Origin of the sequence: Flavobacterium sp. AG291 (assembly GCF_003350375.1) — a bacterium.
GTDB classification, from domain to species: domain Bacteria; phylum Bacteroidota; class Bacteroidia; order Flavobacteriales; family Flavobacteriaceae; genus Flavobacterium; species Flavobacterium suzhouense.
Genome location: NZ_QQAR01000018.1, coordinates 59,577 through 78,285, shown reverse-complemented (window position 1 = coordinate 78,285; position 18,709 = coordinate 59,577). Strand labels below are relative to the sequence as shown.

Annotated in this window: 14 protein-coding genes; 8 read left to right on the top strand and 6 right to left on the bottom strand. The window is 40.9% G+C overall.

Annotation, left to right across the window (positions count from 1 at the left end; genetic code table 11):
* Positions 1-230 precede the first annotated feature (230 nt).
* A complete protein-coding gene (locus tag DEU42_RS16285; protein ID WP_114759396.1) occupies positions 231-6,437 on the bottom strand; it encodes a choice-of-anchor L domain-containing protein in 6,207 nt (2,068 codons plus the stop codon).
* A 222-nt stretch (positions 6,438-6,659) separates the two neighbouring features.
* On the opposite strand from DEU42_RS16285, the gene DEU42_RS16280 reads away from it, so the two are divergent.
* Entirely contained in the window at positions 6,660-7,409 is a 750-nt protein-coding gene (locus DEU42_RS16280) for a UDP-2,3-diacylglucosamine diphosphatase (protein ID WP_114759395.1), read from the top strand.
* Between the two features lie 12 nt (positions 7,410-7,421).
* Here the strand turns inward: DEU42_RS16280 and DEU42_RS16275 are convergent, their stop codons facing one another.
* From DEU42_RS16275 to DEU42_RS16255, 5 genes are all read right to left on the bottom strand, one after another.
* On the bottom strand, positions 7,422-7,775 hold the full coding sequence (locus tag DEU42_RS16275; protein WP_114759394.1) for a hypothetical protein: 354 nt from the start codon (positions 7,773-7,775) through the stop codon (positions 7,422-7,424).
* 181 nt (positions 7,776-7,956) lie between these two features.
* Positions 7,957-9,651: a single-stranded-DNA-specific exonuclease RecJ gene (recJ, locus tag DEU42_RS16270; RefSeq protein WP_114759393.1), complete on the bottom strand. Its 1,695-nt coding sequence runs from the start codon at positions 9,649-9,651 to the stop codon at positions 7,957-7,959.
* A gap of 18 nt (positions 9,652-9,669) precedes the next feature.
* Positions 9,670-10,590, bottom strand: coding sequence for a hypothetical protein (locus DEU42_RS16265; protein ID WP_114759392.1), 921 nt, complete (start codon positions 10,588-10,590; stop codon positions 9,670-9,672).
* A gap of 114 nt (positions 10,591-10,704) precedes the next feature.
* Positions 10,705-11,409, bottom strand: coding sequence for a 16S rRNA (cytidine(1402)-2'-O)-methyltransferase (gene rsmI, locus DEU42_RS16260; protein WP_114759391.1), 705 nt, complete (start codon positions 11,407-11,409; stop codon positions 10,705-10,707).
* A complete protein-coding gene (locus DEU42_RS16255; RefSeq protein ID WP_114759390.1) occupies positions 11,410-12,651 on the bottom strand; it encodes a hypothetical protein in 1,242 nt (413 codons plus the stop codon). It abuts the gene before it with no gap.
* A 101-nt stretch (positions 12,652-12,752) separates the two neighbouring features.
* Here DEU42_RS16255 and DEU42_RS16250 point away from each other — a divergent pair, with 101 nt between their 5' ends.
* The 7 genes from DEU42_RS16250 (at position 12,753) to DEU42_RS16225 (ending at position 18,605) form a co-directional block, all read left to right on the top strand.
* The gene (locus DEU42_RS16250) at positions 12,753-13,361 is read left to right on the top strand and encodes a thymidine kinase (RefSeq protein WP_114759389.1); all 609 of its coding nucleotides are present in this window, start codon (positions 12,753-12,755) and stop codon (positions 13,359-13,361) included.
* A 14-nt stretch (positions 13,362-13,375) separates the two neighbouring features.
* The gene (locus tag DEU42_RS17485) at positions 13,376-13,549 is read left to right on the top strand and encodes a hypothetical protein (protein ID WP_158537896.1); all 174 of its coding nucleotides are present in this window, start codon (positions 13,376-13,378) and stop codon (positions 13,547-13,549) included.
* Positions 13,546-15,987 carry a bifunctional UDP-N-acetylmuramoyl-tripeptide:D-alanyl-D-alanine ligase/alanine racemase gene (locus tag DEU42_RS16245; protein ID WP_114759388.1) on the top strand — a complete coding sequence of 814 codons (2,442 nt, stop codon included), beginning with the start codon at positions 13,546-13,548 and terminating at the stop codon, positions 15,985-15,987. Before DEU42_RS17485 ends, DEU42_RS16245 begins: the two co-directional genes overlap by 4 nt.
* 60 nt (positions 15,988-16,047) lie before the next feature.
* Positions 16,048-16,434: a large conductance mechanosensitive channel protein MscL gene (mscL, locus tag DEU42_RS16240; protein WP_114759387.1), complete on the top strand. Its 387-nt coding sequence runs from the start codon at positions 16,048-16,050 to the stop codon at positions 16,432-16,434.
* 171 nt (positions 16,435-16,605) lie between these two features.
* Complete coding sequence (locus DEU42_RS16235) at positions 16,606-17,595, top strand: aspartate-semialdehyde dehydrogenase (RefSeq protein ID WP_114759386.1); 990 nt, start codon at positions 16,606-16,608, stop codon at positions 17,593-17,595.
* Positions 17,596-17,754: 159 nt separating this feature from the next.
* The gene (locus tag DEU42_RS16230) at positions 17,755-18,168 is read left to right on the top strand and encodes a hypothetical protein (RefSeq protein ID WP_114759385.1); all 414 of its coding nucleotides are present in this window, start codon (positions 17,755-17,757) and stop codon (positions 18,166-18,168) included.
* Positions 18,169-18,263: 95 nt separating this feature from the next.
* Positions 18,264-18,605 carry a hypothetical protein gene (locus DEU42_RS16225; RefSeq protein WP_114759384.1) on the top strand — a complete coding sequence of 114 codons (342 nt, stop codon included), beginning with the start codon at positions 18,264-18,266 and terminating at the stop codon, positions 18,603-18,605.
* The last annotated feature ends 104 nt before the right edge of the window (positions 18,606-18,709 follow it).

The window sequence follows — 18,709 nt, the reverse complement described above, 5'->3', positions numbered from 1 at the left end:
TGTGTGTAGTGCGGATCCTGCTGGGCTGTAGCGTCTGCAAGGCCGCCAAGAGCTAATAATGCTGCCAGGTAAAGTTTCTTCATGTAATGTGTGTTGGTTAATTCAAAAAAATAATAGGGCAGATCTAAGTCAATCCCTGAAAAAATCGATTACTCAAGTTTATTAGACTTATCAAATTGTAAAAGGTTTAATCAGTATTGAAAAAAATCTGCCCTTTTTTATAAAAATTTTTATTCTTGTCTATTGATATAAACCCATCCGGTTTTTGACTCACCGTTTGAGCGCTTAATCATATAGAAATAGGTACCCGTTGGCAACTCATCGCCTTTGCTGGTTTGACCCATCCATTCGTTAGTGTAATTACGCTTGCTGTACACTTCCTGACCGTAACGGTTAAAGATTTTCAGTTCTTCAACATCCAGAGTTGAAAGATCGAATGAATCGTTGTAACCATCACCATTAGGAGAAACACCTCGCGGAATATCACACGTAGTACTATCAACCTGTACTTCTACCGTTTTAGGACAAGCTATTTCCTGTCCGGCCGGAGTTGCAGTAAGGAAGTATTTACCTTGTTCAACGATAGTAAGCGTAGCACCGTTTCCAAGAGAAGCACCACTTTCGTTTGTCCACTCAAAGGTTACATTGTCGGCGTTATAAATACTATCATCATCAAACATAGCCTCAAGTATATAATTGTTACCCTCACATTTTTCAGCAATGTTAACAAATACCTCAGGAACTACATTTACAACAAACGAGTTTTCTGATGTACAAGATGGAGTAAGTTCACTGTATGCAAACACATATATTGTCTGAGTAGATGTAATTTCATCATTAGCACTTAACATAGTACCTGTTCCACCAGGACCAGTATAGTAATTATTGTTAGCGCTAAGTTCAGGAAGAACATATTTTCCACAAACATCAACATCGGCAGGATCATCAGCCACAGGACTTGGCGTTACAGAAACAATAACGCTATCAACTCCAGGACATCCCTGATTATCAATAGTCACCTCATACAAACCTGCTTCAGTAACAACAATAGAGGCTGTTGTACCCGGATAAGCAAATCCATCTTTAGTCCATACATAAGTAACAGTTGCCGGATCATAATTAGCAGGCTCGGCAGGTGTTACAGTAATTGTTCCTGCAGTACCTGCGCAAATTGTAAAATCATTATTCACAGTAAAGTTAGGAGTACGATCTTCTACAATCAGGCTGAATGATTTGATACCAACACAACCGTCTTTAGTTACGATTCTCACATAAATCTCCTGCAAGCCCTGAACTTCATTTTCATAATCCGTAAGCGGAAGTGGATTCAGGTCTCCCTCAGCATCTTCAGCCGTAAGGTGATACGAAATTGTATAATCATCAGGGTTAAGCGGACCATTTGGACCAGCAAGTATGTTTGCTGTGTTATCAGAAAGATTAAATGTCGCAAATCCATCTGCATCACAAACCACTAACTGAGTAGGATTACCTGTACCCTCTTCAACATCAGGATAGAACTCGATAACTACAGTATCATTAGCTTCACACAGACCGCCAAAAGACGCAACAAGTTTGTATTCTCCGTTAGCGGTAACAGTAAGCTCATTCGAAGTCTCTCCTTCTATAACTGTATAATTTGTATCAGGAGCACCAATTGGTTTCTCATACCATGTAAAGGTATAATCCGTAGCATCAAGATCACTTACTATAGTGTAAGAATCTCCGTTACACACCCCATTACCATTTTCGATAGTAAGGTCAACACCAAGATCCGGCTTACCAATATCGAATGCACCAATGAATACTGCAGAATCCATACCTGAGTCACCCCTGTCAGCAATAACCAATTTGATATGGTATTTCTGTCCGGCAACAACATCAGATTCAGCATTCATTCTTACGGTCATCCCCTGGAAGTTAATAGGTGCAAACATAGGATCGATAGCCTGTGAAAGGTCTGCCCCAAAATCAGTACCATAATAATTATCAAAATAATTAGGATTTACCGAATCACATCCATCATTAAATGCACCATCTCTAATTGTTACTACCGACACCGGTGCATTTGTTCCGGGAACAACTGCAAGGTTAGTAGTAGGTCCTGCAGGATCACCATTTTCATCCAGAGGAGTTAAGAAGAACGCAAATGCATCAGAGAAAGAACATTGATACTGCCCATATTCTTCTGAAGCAAAAATGAACGGGAATCTTAATTTATTCGCTAATGGTGTAAAGTCAAACTCTAACAAAGTAGCATCGTTGTAAGTACCTACATCAATACCAAGATCTGTCATATAGTCAAACAACTGCGTATCCCCAGGCCATTGATCATCAGGATAACCTCCTAATTTATCACCCACATTAGGTCCAGGCGCCTGCGAAGCACGTCCTGTCATTAAAACAACACCTTCTTCAATACCAAAAGTAGAAAGCCCCTTTTCAAAACGACCAATACCATTAGCCGATCCAAAATCAGAACCAGTACTCCACGTAATATTTTCAAAAGTAGCACAACTCTCAACAACAAGCGAAGTCATCACAACATCTTCAACAGCCATTGTAGTATCTACAACAATACTTGCCGGTGAAGTAACACATATATCAAAACTAGTCGGTTCAGTCGGCTCAGGGAAGTAAGATGCATACACCTGAACATAGTATGTTTCACCAGCAGTCAAACCACTAAGAACACCTATCGCAGCTCCATCCTGATATGAATATTCAGTACAAGACACTTCAGCAAGACCTTCACATCCACCTTCATAAAGCGCATAACCAACCTCTACTCCTACTAAATTTTGAACGGTAACAACATGGTTAGGACCTGTCGCAGTAAAACTGTACCATACGTCATTTTCCGGCTCCTGCCAGTAACAGCTAGGAGTAAGACCCGACGAAGTAGATCCGCTCATAGTCCCTGCCACAACAGTTGAACATACAGCTCCTGTATTCACAGGTACATTTATAGCTCCTGCACATTCGTCATTCACAATTGCAGTAACAAATGCAAATGGACCTGTCCATGTACTGTAACCATCTCCTTCACAATTTGCTCTTACATAGAACTGATATGGAGTACCCGGTGTAAGGTTAGGCCAAGATACCGGATTTTCTGTAACAACAGTACCCGGCTCTGTTGGCGCAGGAGAGCCATAAGGCAATACCCAAACCTCCCAGCTTGTGGCACTTCCCATTTCATCCCACTCAAGCGTTACAGAGTTAAGAGCAACATCAGAGACACTAAGATTAAGTGGTTTTAAACATGCAGGAGGATCACAAGATATCATTCCTGTATACAAAGTATCTCCCTGAGCACCCTCTCCAAAAGGCTTGATATATATATCTTCCATATATGGAGAATAAACATGTAAACCTTTATCATAATCGTCCCATGAACCTGTATTATCCCATACAATTTGAATTTCTTCGTTAGGACAAAGAGGCACATCAACCATCATCGAATCCTGACTCGGCGCATTCCAGTCAAATCCAGGACCAAGAACAGCAACAGGAACTCCTGCCTGATAAACAGTCATTGTCTGACTTCCAAAACCATATCCACCATCACTTAACAGTTCAAAATGGAACACACACTTATCAGCAGGATCACACACCTCTGAGTGTATTGCTAACGGACCAGCCCATATACTTGCAGGGTCAGTAGCATCTGTACAAACCAGTCTCACATAGAAGTCATAATTAGTAGCAGGCGCATCAAGCGGAACAGCCACTGTTGGATTTGCAGTAGTAGGTGTTCCCGGAGTTGCTGCTGTAGGAGCAGGAGAACCTGCAGGAAGCACTACATACTCCCAACTACCTATAGCAGGACCATCCCAGCTAAGATCGATACTTGTCATAGTTCCATTAGCCGATGCAAGACCGGTTGGAGGAAGACATTTTGGATGCAAACAATCTACCGCATCGGTAAATAAGACCATTCCCGAAGAACCATCCTCATATAAATCCCTAAAGAATATACTTTGATCGAAATTATTAACGATTTCAAGACCTACCTGTCCGGCCCAGTTACCATCATTTGTCATTATCACCTCAAAAGGCACTCCGTTACAAAGTGCAACCGGAACCGTCATTGTATTTCCGTCTCCTGATGTAAAATCAGAACCTAAAACAGCAACGTTTGTACCATTTTGTCTTACAGTTAACACAACATCATCCCATCCGTCCCAAGGAGCGTTAAGAATAAAATTGTATGAACATTTTTCTACCGGATCACATACCGAAGAACTGAAAGCATAAGGACCCGCCCAACCACTAACAGGAGTTGAAGAATTAGTACAATGCATTCTTACATAGTATTCGTAATCGGTAGAAGCTACTAACGGACCTGCTCCAATAGTAGGATTGGTAGTTGTAGGTGTACCCGGTGTAGCATCTGTTGGCGCCGGAGAACCTGCAGGAACTATATAATAATCCCAGTTACCCGTTGCATCTCCTGCCCAACCTAAGTCAACCGTTGTTAATGTAGCATTTGTAGCCGTAAGATCTTCCGGAGGAAGACAGTATGGCTGATCACAATCTACCACAACCTCATATAGTTGAGGATTATTTATTGCAGTATCTGGGTTTTTAGTGAAAATTGTCTGATTAAATGAGTTCTTAACACTCAAACCTATCTCTGAAGCCGCCCAGCTACTACCGCCGCCCTGCCAAACTAGCTGAACCGGCAAATTATTACAAACCGGAACAGTAACTACAGAATTATTTCCATCTCCCGCAGGACCTGTAAGCGTAGCTATAGTAAGACCATTTTGCTTAACCAGAATCTTATCTCCATTCCAGGTATCCCAGCTAAACAAATCCCACATTGTGAAAGTAAACTCACACTGGAAGATTGCATCACAAACCTGAGTATTGAAAAGATAAGGACCAGCCCATGCACTGAAACTACCATTTTCGCAATCTGCCCTTACCCAATATTGGTAAGCTGTAGAAGCGGTTAGATTTGACCAAAGGTAATCGCTATTATCCGTTACAGTAGTACCTGCTCCCGAAGGTATGCTTGAACCTGCAGGCTGAACAACAACCTCCCACGAAGTAGCTCCTGATGGATTATCCCAAGAAAGCAAAGCTGTCGTAAGACCTGTTGTACCAACTGATAAATTAGTAGGCTCATCACAAGCTACAGCCTGAATTATTAATTGATATGGAGTTGTTGGCTGACTTGATGTCGATATTACAAAGTAATAATCTTCACCCGCTACAACAGGAAAATCATCGAGCGAAACAGGATTACCTTCATACCCTCCTGTTCCACCATCAAGACAGGAAACACCAATACTAGCACAGTTATTATATACAAATATCCCTGAATACTGTCCGTTTTCAGAAAGATCTATATTAATAGCTCCTGTAAAAGTTGCCGTATACTGGTATACAACATCATTTCCACTTAGATAATCCTCCCAGTTGCTTGTACCACAACCAGTACCTGCATTACCATTATAATCATCTCCAAATGATGCTGTATCATCAAGATCAGAAAAAGGAAGTGAATTGATTACGATTGGAAAACTACAGTTAGAACCTGTAACTTTTGTACAGAAATAAAATGCTCCTGCCCATCCGCTTACTCCGCCACCGTCACAAACCGAGCGAACATAGAATTTGTAACAGCCTCCCTCAACTAATGGCTCACCAAGAGCCGTTGTGGTTGCATGATAAGGAAGCGTGCCTGAATAGGCAACACCCGTACCTGTAGGTATCCCTGCATCAGTAACAACCTCAATTTCCCATTGAGTAGAACCCGAAGGATTTGCCCATGTAAGCTCGGCTGAAGTTAAAGTAGTAGATAAAACATCAAGCGTTTCTGGCGCTAAACACTTTTTCACAACCTTAACATTGTCAACCAACCATCGGTCAAAATTGTCACCTGTCATCATAAATGCAATCCTTACGTTCTTGCCAATATACTCAGCAGGCAAAGGCACAACGATTTCAGTGTATTCAGTCTGAACCGGATTGATTTCGAGCTCTGTCCATGACTCAAGCTCCGTGTAAGACGACGCAACATTTAAGTTAGCAGTCGGGTTTGTAGTAAGGTCTACAATAAAGACCTTATAAATACTCCCCTGATCACCAGCTATTGTTAAACGCGAATAGAAGCGCAATTCAGGCTCCAAAGGCACGTTAAACTGTGGTGTTACAAGGTAATCCTCGGGCAATATACCCGGTGCGACATTCTCCCTTTGAAGGTAAGCTGCTCTTAAACCATCATAAGGTGGCAATAAGGAATTGCCTGCAGGGCCCTGAGCCCATTTCTCGATTAATCCGACACTGTTTTGAAACTGGAACCAACCAGTAGTAGCAGTACCTCCGTCAGCTGGTGACCAGGTACCCTCAAAACCTTCTAATGCAAGCTGTCCATAGCTGCAAAAAGAAATGAGTGTCAGGAAAAAAATTAAGGTAATTTTTTTCATAGACAAAATAAATTAATTAGTAGTTTATGCTTAATGCCCCGAAAAGTAAAAAAAATATTGCAAAGACTTAAATCTTTTATTAAAGATTATTTGACTTTTTCTTAAAATAAACAAAAAACAGCCGTTTTGTTACGAATTTAAAATTATTTCACTTTTTCCTGTTACCATTATGAAACTAATTCATTCTCAAAATAATATTATCTTTGCAGTACTTTTTTTAGTATGGAAAACACACTACGTATATACTTTGCTTCAGATCAACATTTTGGAGCTCCTACCCCGGAAGAGAGTTTCCCCAGGGAACAAAAATTTGTAGCCTGGCTTGATGAAATCAAAAAGGATGCAAATGTGTTATTTCTTCTGGGCGATCTTTTCGATTTTTGGTTTGAATATAAAACCGTAGTGCCACGTGGCTTTATCAGGGTTCTTGGCAAACTCGCCGAACTACGCGACAGTGGTATAACCATTTACTTTTTTACCGGCAACCACGACTTGTGGATGAGCGACTATTTCGAAAAAGAATTAAGCATACCCGTATTTCATCGCCCGCAGGAGTTTGTTTTTAACGATAAAAAATTCCTGATAGGACATGGAGACGGATTAGGCCCCGGAGATAAAGGTTATAAACGCATGAAGAAAGTGTTTACCAATCCTTTCTCTAAATGGCTGTTTAGATGGTTGCACCCGGACTTAGGTGTAAAGCTGGCACAATACCTTTCTGTAAAGAACAAACTGATATCAGGCGATGCTGATGTAAAGTTCTTAGGAGAAGAAAACGAATGGCTGGTATTGTACTCCAAACGAAAACTGGAAACCAAACATTATGACTACTTTATTTTTGGCCACCGCCATTTACCAATGACAATTAAAGTAGGCGAAAACTCAGAATATATTAATTTGGGTGACTGGATAGGCTATTTTACCTATGCCGTTTTTGACGGCGAAAAAGTAGAGCTTAAAGAATATAAATAAAATATGCAGGCGTTAGTTCCTGCATATTTTATTTAGGTAATCGTATAAATCCATATTAAAAAGGGTCCCTTCAACAAGGTCTTTTATCTGGAAAAGTTCGCTTTTAGATACTGCAAGATCTACCTGCTTTAAGGGCGTCTTCAGTAAAAATTTATGACATCCCCCACGATGAGAGCAGGCATCACAACCTACCTCTTCACATGTGTTTTCTATCAATTCTGCAAAAGCCTTTATCTCTTCATACGAGAGATAAAAACCCGTTTCTTTAAACACTATCTGAACCTTCTCTTTTAAAACGGTATTGTTCTTTTTCCAATGGAAGGCAACACCAAATTCATTAAAATATATTTGTTCTACTTCTTTCATAGCCCGATTGATTTCAAACAAAAATAAAGATTATTTAAAACCGTTCTAAATAAATCGAAAGAATTTTAGAAAGTTTTTTCAACAGTTTACTTTTTTGATTGCGAGGAGGAACAACGAAGCAATCTAAAAACAGATTGCCACGCTTCTTCGCCGTAGCGGATACGCACGCAATAAAACAGTGTTATTCACATCGAATATCCCTTAACCTCAACTGAATGCTCACCTCTCCATTCCATTCATTCTCATCAATAGAATAAGCGGCATCAAAAGGTTGTCCTTTACAGGCAACATCCATTTTTTTGGCAAGACCGAAGCCAATAGCAGCATAACCGCCTTCTTCTCCCTGGCGCAAAAAAAGCCTTAAATGTGTTTCATCTGCCCCTATGGCTTTACCATATCCGGTATCCTTTACATTACGCGTCATAAACACAGGCGACATATTACCGGGCCCAAAAGGCTCAAATTGTTTAAGCAACCTGTTAAACTTAGGAGTAATATCGGCAAAATCAATTTCTGCGTCAATAGTAACTTCAGGAATAAGCAGATCCGGATGGATGGTTTGCTGCACTACCTCTTCAAACTTCTGCCTGAATAAAGGATACTGTTCTTCTTTTAACGTCAGCCCTGCCGCATACATATGCCCCCCGAACTGCTCGATGTGCTCCGCACAGGCCTCCAGCGCATTGTAAACATCAAAATCTTTTACTGACCGTGCCGAAGCCGCCAGTTTGTCGCCGCTTTTGGTAAAAACCAGTGTAGGCCTGTAATACGTTTCTATAAGACGCGACGCTACAATACCTATTACACCTTTGTGCCAGTCTTCCTGATAGACAACAGTAGTAAATTTATCGTGGTCATTATTGATGTCAATCTGACGAAGTGCTTCGGCGGTAATTTGTTTATCCAAATCTTTGCGGTCAGCATTCAGTCCTTCGATTTGGGAAGCAAATTCCTCAGCCTGTTCAAGGCTGAATTCAGTAAGCAATTCAACCGCATGGTTACCATGTTTAATACGCCCGGCAGCGTTAATGCGCGGTGCAATGATAAACACCACATCGCTTATGGTAAGCGTTTTCTTTTTTACATTCTGAATGAGTGCCTTGATACCCGGTCTTGGAAACGTGTTGATAACATCAAGACCAAACTTTGCCAGCACCCTGTTTTCTCCTGTTATGGGAACAATATCCGCAGCTATGGCAGTAGCCACAAGATCAAGGTACGGAACAAGATTTTGAATCGTTAATCCTCTCCTGCCAGATAATGCCTGAATCAGTTTAAATCCCACACCGCAACCGCAAAGCTCATCATACGGATACTCACAATCTTCACGCTTAGGGTCGAGTACCGCAACAGCATCGGGCAATTCATCACCGGGACGGTGGTGATCACAAATGATAAAATCAATTCCCTTTTCTTTGGCATATTCAACCTTATCAATGGATTTGATACCACAGTCGAGGGCAATTATAAGCGTGAATTCATTATCATCAGCAAAATCGATTCCTGCAAACGATACGCCATAACCTTCATTATACCTATCCGGAATATAAGTCGCCACATTAGGATAATACGAACGCAGGTACGACGACATCAGCGAAACCGCGGTAGTGCCATCTACATCATAATCACCAAAAACCAATATGTTCTCCCCTGCTTCAATAGCCTGTTCAATACGTGTTACAGCTTTGTCCATATCCTTCATCAGGAAAGGATCATGCAGATCGCTCAACATTGGACGGAAGAACGTTTTTGCTTCCTCATACGTTTCTATACCACGCTGCACCAGCAGGCCTGCCGTAACAGCATCTACATTGAGCACCTCAGCAAGGTGTTTAACTTTATGGGAATCGGGTTTGGGTTTTAGGTTCCAGCGCATTGAACTTTATATAATATTCTAGCTATCTAAATAGATTTGCCCATCTTTAGTAATGTGCTTAACTCCATTTATGCTATAATCAATCACAAGCGTAACAATAGATTTGGTGATTTTAATGTGCCCATCTTCATCAATTCGGCGGCTTTGCAAAAGTACAGTATTTAAAGTCACCTTATTATTCAAAATCATTTCTCCATTTTGAATCATTGCTCTAAAAGAATCATCTTGCATCTGAAAGGAGATTATGTCATTGTTATAAAAACCTTTCCATAAAAAATTTCCTGACTTCAATACCGGGGATATTAAATCAATACTTGCTTCAACTATTTCATTGTCGGGCAAATCATCAGTGGATAGAACAAAATTTGAAAATTCATTTCTAGTAATCTCTCTATCAGCACCTATTGGGCTATTCTCAAACAATCTTTGTTCAGAAACTTTATGTATTCGCTTATATGCAATCACTTTCTTATAAAAGTTAGATCTTCTCCAAATTACACGGTAATTTAACGACAATAATTCGACAACTTTTCTTATAGTATCTTCGTTTATATCAGACTCCGTTAATTTTTTTAATTGAAGTTCTCTTAATTCATTCTTCTTTAGCTCATTTTCTATTTCTAAATTTTCTATTTGGAGTTGAGTTAATTTCTTATTTTCGACAGGTCTACGTGATAGTATAATTGCTATTGCACTAACAATAATTGTTATTTGATTAGTATTCTCACCAATAAATTTCCATATTTCTATAAATCCTCCTTCTTGAGGCGGCTCACTTTGAACAAAAACATTTAATCCCAATGTTTTAGCTACATCATAATATAAATTTAAAAGCTCTTTCTCACATTCATTCCGTACAATTGCATCAAAGCCATGAGTATTATCTGTAAAATAATAATGTAATTGTATTTGATTTGATTTGGATATTGTTTGAGCCATAAAAAGAGTATTTGGATTGAAGAACTAAAATCAGAAGACTTTTCACACAATTCAAACACTAAATTACAGTTTTAAAGGAAATTACAAGTATTGAATCAAAATTTTATAAAGATATTACTCACTATACTTCTTCTTCGCCTTAGGCTCCGGCACAAATCCTCCCACTATCACCACAATCTCGCCTTTAGGTTCTTTCTTTGTAAAGTGTTCCAACACTTCAGTCGCAGTACCGCGAACGGTTTCCTCATGCAGTTTAGACAACTCACGCGAAACAGATACCGGACGGCTTTCGCCAAAGTACTGTACAAATTCAGCCAGCGTTTTTACCAGCTTGTGTGGCGACACATAAAATATCATGGTTCGGGTTTCTTCGGCTAATGCCAGGAAACGTGTCTGCCTCCCTTTTTTATCGGGCAGGAAACCTTCAAAAACGAATTTATCGTTGGGCAGTCCGCTATTTACCAGTGCAGGCACAAAAGCCGTAGCCCCCGGAAGACACTCCACAGGGATATTGTTCTCTACACAGGCACGAGTCAACAGGAATCCGGGATCGGAAATAGCAGGAGTTCCCGCATCCGATATCAGGGCAATTACCTCACCACCCTGAATACGCTGAATGATGCCCTCCACTGTTTTATGCTCATTGTGCATATGGTGGCTGTGCATGTGCGTACCGATATCAAAATGCTTCAGCAGTTTGGCACTGGTACGGGTATCCTCGGCAAGAATCAGGTCGGCTTCCTTTAGTACTTTAATAGCACGAAAGGTCATATCCTCCAGATTGCCTATGGGTGTGGGAACAATATATAATTTTGACATTTATGCGAATTTTTTCTCAACAATGGCCATAAAGCGCTCTTCATACTCTTCTTTACCTTCCCAGTTATTGTAGTCCGGTTTTACAAGGTTATCGATAAAGTCTTTCGCCTCATCATAATTGTTGATCGTATTTAACTGCGACAGCACACGGTTAAGGTCGTCGGCACTACCGCTAAACAGGTTCTTCTCAAAAGCGATGCGATCGTTAAGCCCCAAAGAGATCATTTTGCCTAAAGCATCATTAAGCGATTTTGGCCTTTCAAAATCAGAACGTGTTGCTATGTTACCACGAACGGTGCTTTCGGACCTAGGCTCTGGGTTTTGGGCTTTGGCTTCCTCGGCAACAGGTTCAGCTTTTGGCTCTTCTTTTAGAGGTTCCTCAGCTTTTACCTCATCCGTTCCCCCTTTGGGGGTTATGGGGCTTGGCTCTTCTGATTTTGTAGGCTCCCAGTCAAGCCAGTCCCTGTATTCAGGTTCTTTTGTTTCTTCTTTTAAAGGCTCTTCAACTTTTGCCTCTTCACTTTTGCCTTCTGCCTTTTTAGCTGAAGTATCTTCTTTCTTAACAAACTCCGGCTCTACATAATCTTTATAATCTTCAAAAGTAATTTCCTTTTGTTTTGCAGGTGCTTCCTCTTCAAAAGCCAGCTTAAAGCTTAACCCTGAGTCTTCAATTTTAGTATTCTCATCTGGAGCGATGGTTTCAACTTCAGCATCCGTAGCTTTCTCTTCCTCTTCAGGAGTACTTTCTTCCTCTTTTTCAAAAACGGCTACCACCGCTTCTTCTCTTTCTTTAAGTTCCTCAGCAGAAGTCTCAAGTTCAGGAATAGCAACAGGCTCTTCAGCCTTAGTTCCTTCAGCAACAGTCGGTTCAACTTTTACCTCTTCATTTTTTCCTTCTGCCTCTTCAGGCTTAGGCTCTTCAGTCTTTGGTTCTTCTTTTACCTCAGCTTCTGCTGCTTTAGCTTTTTCTTCTTTAGCCTTGGCTTCTGCAGCTTCTACTTCATTGGCATGCACCTTCGGCTCTTCTTCAAGTCCGTAAATTTCTTCAAGCGCTTCTTCTGCCGATGCATGTCCGATAGTAGGTTTTACATCGCTAAAATTATCTTCCACAAAACGCAGTACGGAGATTTTCTCATACAGCTTCAGCGTCTCCTGCTGCAGTTGGTCAAGCTCTGCCCTGTTCTTCAGTTTAAGTATCCTGTGAGCAATGCTGATCAGTTCGGCTTCTAATTTTTTCTTCATAACTTTTAGAATTATAGGAAGTGGCGCAATAGTTTTTTAATAAATTTGTTTTATACAAAGTAAAACAAAACATTTAAGTTTTACACCCTGAAAATTACAAAATGTTTCTTGAAAATACAGTAAATCATAAAGAACAATTCGGGTGGATAGAGGTCATCTGTGGGTCGATGTTTTCGGGTAAGACCGAGGAGCTGATACGCAGGCTGAAACGCGCGCAGTTCGCTAAACAAAAGGTAGAAATCTTTAAGCCGGCCATAGAAACCCGCTATCATGACGAGATGGTGGTATCTCATGATGCTAATGAGATCCGGTCTACTCCCGTAACATCATCAGCCATGCTAAAACTACTGGCACAGGGCTGCGAAGTGGTAGGTATTGACGAAGCCCAGTTCTTTGATGATGAGATCGTAACGGTTTGCAACGACCTTGCCAACAGCGGCATCCGTGTTATTGTTGCCGGACTTGACATGGACTTTAAAGGAAATCCTTTCGGACCCATGCCTGCACTTATGGCTACTGCCGAATATGTAACCAAAGTTCACGCTGTATGCACCCGCACCGGAAACCTGGCACATTACAGCTTCCGTAAGGCAAACAACGACAACCTTGTACTCCTTGGTGAAACCGAAGAATACGAACCCCTAAGCAGGGCTGCCTATTATGAGGCGATGAGAAGCCCCCTAACCCCCAAAGGGGGAATAGAGGATTAACCTAAATAACTTACATGGATTCAAATATTATAGGCTACGATATAAATAACAATCCGATAACGGATCATGACTTGATCGAAGATATTAATATGGCTTTAATCCAGATTGACAAAGGAACATTAGAAACATATACTCCTGAAGAAGTCAGACAACGAATAGTTTCTTCAAATAATTCTAAGATAAATTGAGCATAAAAATTCAGGATATCATCCCTGCGCTGCATTCCGAATTTAACGGGATTGAGCAAAACATGGAAATTGATAATGTTTCCATAGACAGCCGTTCGCTGCAAAACAATATCGGAACACTTTTCTTCGCCCTTGGCGGACAAAACCGTGATGGCCACCAGTACATCAGCGAACTGATAAAAAAAGGTGTTATCAATTTTGTGGTGACACATATCCCTGCCGGAACAGAAGGCAAAGCCAACTTTTTTATTGTAAACAATACACTTAAAGCACTTCAGGATTTTGCTATTTACTACAGGCAGTTGTTTAATTTCCCTGTTATTGCCATTACCGGAAGTAGCGGAAAGACCATCGTAAAAGAATGGCTCAATTATCTGCTTAGCCCTGATTATAATATCATCCGTAGCCCAAAGAGCTATAACTCTCAGGTGGGTGTACCACTATCCGTAATTGGCATTAACCAAAAACATAACCTTGGTATTTTTGAAGCCGGTATTTCCCTTCCGGGAGAAATGGAGAAACTGGAACCCATCATCCGTCCGGAAATTGGGGTCCTGACAAACATTGGCTCAGCCCATGATGAAGGTTTTGCCAGTCGCGAAGAAAAAATAAAGGAGAAACTAAAGCTATTTGGTAATGTAAAGATTCTCATCTGCCAGAAAAATGAGGCGGTACTAAAAGCATTAGACCCAAACATAAAAACCTTTACCTGGGGTTTTGCCCAAGGCGCCGATGTTACCATTGGCAGTAGCCAGAGCTTTGACAAAACAACACTTACCATAACACAGGACATCAACAGTTTTGACGTTGAAATTCCGTTTACCGATGCGCCATCAGTAGAGAATGCTATCAACAGTATGATGGTGTTATTGCATCTTGGCTACAGCCATGACGTAATAAGGGAGCGCCTTGCCGGACTATATCCGGTTGAGCTTCGCCTGCAGGTAAAGAATGGTATTAACGGCTGTACTATTATTGACGATAGTTTCAGTTCCGACTACCAGTCGCTTAAAATTGCGCTCGACTTCCTTGAGCAACACAAAACGCATACAAAAAAAACAATAATACTGTCTGATGTTTTCCAGAGCGGATTTGAGACCGAAGAGCTTTATGCCAAGGTTGCCCAACTGCTTTCGGGACATAACATCAGTCAGGTAATAGGTATAGGCGAAACCATCAGCCGCGAGTTGGCCGATTTCCCTAACTTTTTCCCATACAATACCACTCAGGAATTCCTCGCACATTATAAAGCCAATGCATTCGAGAATGAAACCGTGTTGATAAAAGGTGCGCGTAGCTTCCGTTTTGATGAGATCGTGGTATTCCTTGAAGAGAAAACCCACGAAACGGTGTTGGAGATCAACCTCAACGCCATTGTTCACAACCTGAACTTTTACAAAAGCCGCCTGAAACCCGAAACCAAAATCATGGTTATGGTAAAGGCCTTTGGCTATGGTAGTGGCAGTTATGAGATTGCAAAAGCCCTATCCCACCAAAAGGTAGACTACTTAGGTGTGGCATTTGCCGATGAAGGTATTGCATTGCGCAATGCGGGTATCACCACTCCTATTATAGTTATGAATCCGGAACGAAGTGCATTTGCCGCAATGGCAGCCTACAACCTGGAGCCGGAAGTATATTCTGCTAAAGAATTGAGGGCATTTATCGCTGTTGCGCAGCAAAAGAACCTGTCAAACTATCCCATCCATATTAAGCTCGACACCGGTATGCACCGCCTGGGCTTTATGGAAAATCAATTAGACGAACTCATTGACCTGCTGAAGAACAATAACCTTGTATCGGTTAAGAGTATTTTCTCTCATCTCTCTTCAAGCGATGTTCCGGAGTATCGTGATTTCACTTTAGGACAGATTGATAATTTTGAGCGCTGGTCGTCTAAGCTTATCACAGAATTAGAGATACAACCCATACGCCATATCCTTAATACTTCGGGAATTTACAATTTCCCACAGGCACAATATGACATGGTACGTTTAGGCATTGGTCTTTATGGTGTAGGCAACGACGAGAAAGAACGTGAACAGCTTGAAACCGTGGGTACGCTTAAAACCGTTATCCTTCAGATAAAAGATATAGAACCGGGCGAAAGCATTGGCTACAGCCGAAGGTTCATTACTAACGAACCCATCCGTATCGCAACATTGCCAATAGGTTATGCTGATGGTATCCCCAGAGCATGGGGTAACCAGAAAGGCTATGTAACCATAAATGGCAAGAAAGCAATTATTACCGGAACCATATCGATGGATATGATGATGGTTAATGTAACCGGCATAGACTGCAAAGAAGGCGACAGGGCAGTGATCTTTGGCAAGAGTCCCTCGGTTGTAGAAATGGCAACTATTTTAGGCACCATTCCGTATGAGATACTGACGAGCATTTCACAACGAGTTAAGAGGGTTTTTTATAAAGAATAAAAAAATATTGTATCTTAGGTCTACCAAAATAATTTTCAAACCTCAAAAAAACCTAAGCTTATGGGATTCGCAAAAGAATTTAAAGAGTTTGCCCTAAAAGGTAACGTACTTGACCTTGCAGTCGGTGTTGTTATCGGTGCTGCGTTTGGCGCCATCGTAAAATCAATGGTAGAAGATATCATAACACCGCTGATACTGACTCCGGTACTTAAGGCTGCCAATCTGGAAGACATTAAAGACCTTACCTGGGGAGCCGGTGTAAAATACGGTAACTTTATATCGAATGTACTTTCTTTCCTGATTGTAGCTTTCGTACTGTTCCTTGTTATTAAAGGAGTGAATGCAATGCGCAAAAAAGAAGTTGAAGCTCCGGCTGCACCACCGGCACCTACCAATGAGGAAAAACTGCTTATGGAAATACGTGATGCCCTAAAGGCAAAACAATAAGTTTAGAATATAACATTCTCATTATAAAAGACGTTTCCGCTACGCTATATATTCTATTGTTTAACAAAACCGCCTCGAAAGGGCGGTTTTTCTTTGTTATATTTTTGTGTTTCGAAACACTTTTATAACTAATTTTGCCGAAAATATTATAATTAATAACACTCAAAAATTATGAAAGTTGCAGTTGTAGGCGCTACCGGAATGGTAGGCGAAGTAATGCTGAAAGTACTGGCAGAAAGAAATTTTCCAATAACCGAACTGATACCGGTGGCTTCTGAGAAGTCGGTGGGTAAGGAAATCGAATTTAAGGGAAATAAGTATAAGGTGGTGAGCCTTGACACTGCAGTGAGCATGAAGCCGCAAATCGCGCTTTTCTCTGCCGGTGGCGACACTTCTAAAGAGTGGGCTCCAAAATTTGCCGAAGCAGGAACTACTGTTATTGATAACTCAAGCGCATGGAGAATGGACCCAACCAAAAAACTGGTTGTTCCTGAGATCAATGCAGGTGAGCTTACTAAAGAAGATAAAATCATTGCGAACCCTAACTGCTCTACCATACAGATGGTACTGGTACTGGCTCCGCTACACAAAAAATACAACATTGAGCGCGTAGTTGTTTCTACGTACCAGTCGGTTACAGGAACAGGCGTTAAAGCTGTTAAGCAGCTGGAGAATGAATACGCAGGCATTCAGGGCGAAATGGCATACAAATACCCTATTCACCGTAATGCTATCCCTCAGATAGATGTTTTTGAAGCAAACGGCTATACTAAAGAGGAAATGAAAATGACGAAAGAAACCAAGAAGATCCTTGGTGACGATTCAGTTAAGGTGACGGCTACTACAGTGCGTATCCCTACTGTGGGCGGACACAGCGAGTCGGTTAATATTGAATTCTCTAACGACTTTGATGTAAAAGACGTTCGTAACATTCTTGAAAACACAGCAGGTATTACCGTTCAGGATGACCTTGATGCATTCTCTTACCCAATGCCGCTATATGCCGAAGGTAAAGATGATGTTTTCGTAGGGCGTATCCGTCGTGACGAAAGCCAGGACAACACCCTTAACATGTGGATCGTTGCCGATAACCTTAGAAAAGGTGCTGCTACCAATGCTGTTCAGATCGCGGAATATCTTGTAGCAAACGGATTAGTATAATCTTAGAAGATAAATTGATATAGAACCCCTGCAATGAGAATTGTGGGGGTTTTTGTTTTCTATGTTATTGCGAGCGGAACGCTGTGAAGTGTGGCAATCTTTTTTAGATTGCTTCGTCGTACCTCCTCGCAATGACTGTTAACATGTAAATTTGTTGTCATGAAAACCCACAAATCTCTCTACAACATAACCATCGCTGCTATTAAACGACATGCTATGCATCCGGAAACATGGCTGTATTCAAAAATCATTTCAACACCTGAAGCTGAAGGCTTTGATTTAGATAGTGAAGAATTGCCTGTTTTTCTTATCGAAAGCGAAGTTGCTAAAACACTTGTTACTACACGAAGGATAATTGAAACATCAATTGGAAACAGTAAACAGACTCTTATTACAGAAATACAAAGTACTGACTATGGCCTTTTTAAAGGTGACATTAATAAACCCGATTTATCCGATTTCAAGATAATAACAATAAATAATAACTCAATTACTTTTCAATTTGAAACAGGAAAAGCTTCCATTGGTCTTATTTACGCCATCAATACTTTACGGAAGCTACATAAACATTGAGATTTCTCCTTCGTCGAAATGACAGGCAACAGTTAAAATCACCCTAATTGCAACTTTATTGCAATTAATGAAATTCTTTTTATACATTTGCAGTAATGAAAAGAAAGTTCGCCATATTTAACCTGGCCCTGATGGCATTAGTGCAGCTCACTATTGCCTACCAGTCTTTTCATGCCTTTAGCCATACCCATACTGTCTATGAGCATAATGAGCTAAAGAAAGAAGGCAAGCAATTTAGTGCGCACCACGAGCACGAAGATGAGGATTGTTCTGTCTGTGATTTCCATTTTGATTACTTTATACAGTCGCAGCAATTCTGCTTAAGGCTCGATTTTCCTTTCAGGGAAATACCATATCGCTTTAACAGCATTGAAAATACCTCTTCGGCATTTGCCGGAAGCTTGTTTTCGCACAGGGGGCCGCCTACCCTGGTATAGTTATATTATCCCTCAAAGATTTAATTGTAGTGCATTTAACCACTAGGACCACTAAGGGTTTCCACAAAGTTCACAAAGCTTTGTGTCCCGATAGCTATCGGGAT

Coding starts and splice junctions, on each gene's coding strand:
- DEU42_RS16285 (WP_114759396.1), bottom strand. CDS start 6,437: ATGAAAAAAATTACCTTAATTTTTTTCCTGACACTCATTTCTTTTTGC.
- DEU42_RS16280 (WP_114759395.1), top strand. CDS start 6,660: ATGGAAAACACACTACGTATATACTTTGCTTCAGATCAACATTTTGGA.
- DEU42_RS16275 (WP_114759394.1), bottom strand. CDS start 7,775: ATGAAAGAAGTAGAACAAATATATTTTAATGAATTTGGTGTTGCCTTC.
- recJ (WP_114759393.1), bottom strand. CDS start 9,651: ATGCGCTGGAACCTAAAACCCAAACCCGATTCCCATAAAGTTAAACAC.
- DEU42_RS16265 (WP_114759392.1), bottom strand. CDS start 10,590: ATGGCTCAAACAATATCCAAATCAAATCAAATACAATTACATTATTAT.
- rsmI (WP_114759391.1), bottom strand. CDS start 11,409: ATGTCAAAATTATATATTGTTCCCACACCCATAGGCAATCTGGAGGAT.
- DEU42_RS16255 (WP_114759390.1), bottom strand. CDS start 12,651: ATGAAGAAAAAATTAGAAGCCGAACTGATCAGCATTGCTCACAGGATA.
- DEU42_RS16250 (WP_114759389.1), top strand. CDS start 12,753: ATGTTTCTTGAAAATACAGTAAATCATAAAGAACAATTCGGGTGGATA.
- DEU42_RS17485 (WP_158537896.1), top strand. CDS start 13,376: ATGGATTCAAATATTATAGGCTACGATATAAATAACAATCCGATAACG.
- mscL (WP_114759387.1), top strand. CDS start 16,048: ATGGGATTCGCAAAAGAATTTAAAGAGTTTGCCCTAAAAGGTAACGTA.
- DEU42_RS16235 (WP_114759386.1), top strand. CDS start 16,606: ATGAAAGTTGCAGTTGTAGGCGCTACCGGAATGGTAGGCGAAGTAATG.
- DEU42_RS16230 (WP_114759385.1), top strand. CDS start 17,755: ATGAAAACCCACAAATCTCTCTACAACATAACCATCGCTGCTATTAAA.
- DEU42_RS16225 (WP_114759384.1), top strand. CDS start 18,264: ATGAAAAGAAAGTTCGCCATATTTAACCTGGCCCTGATGGCATTAGTG.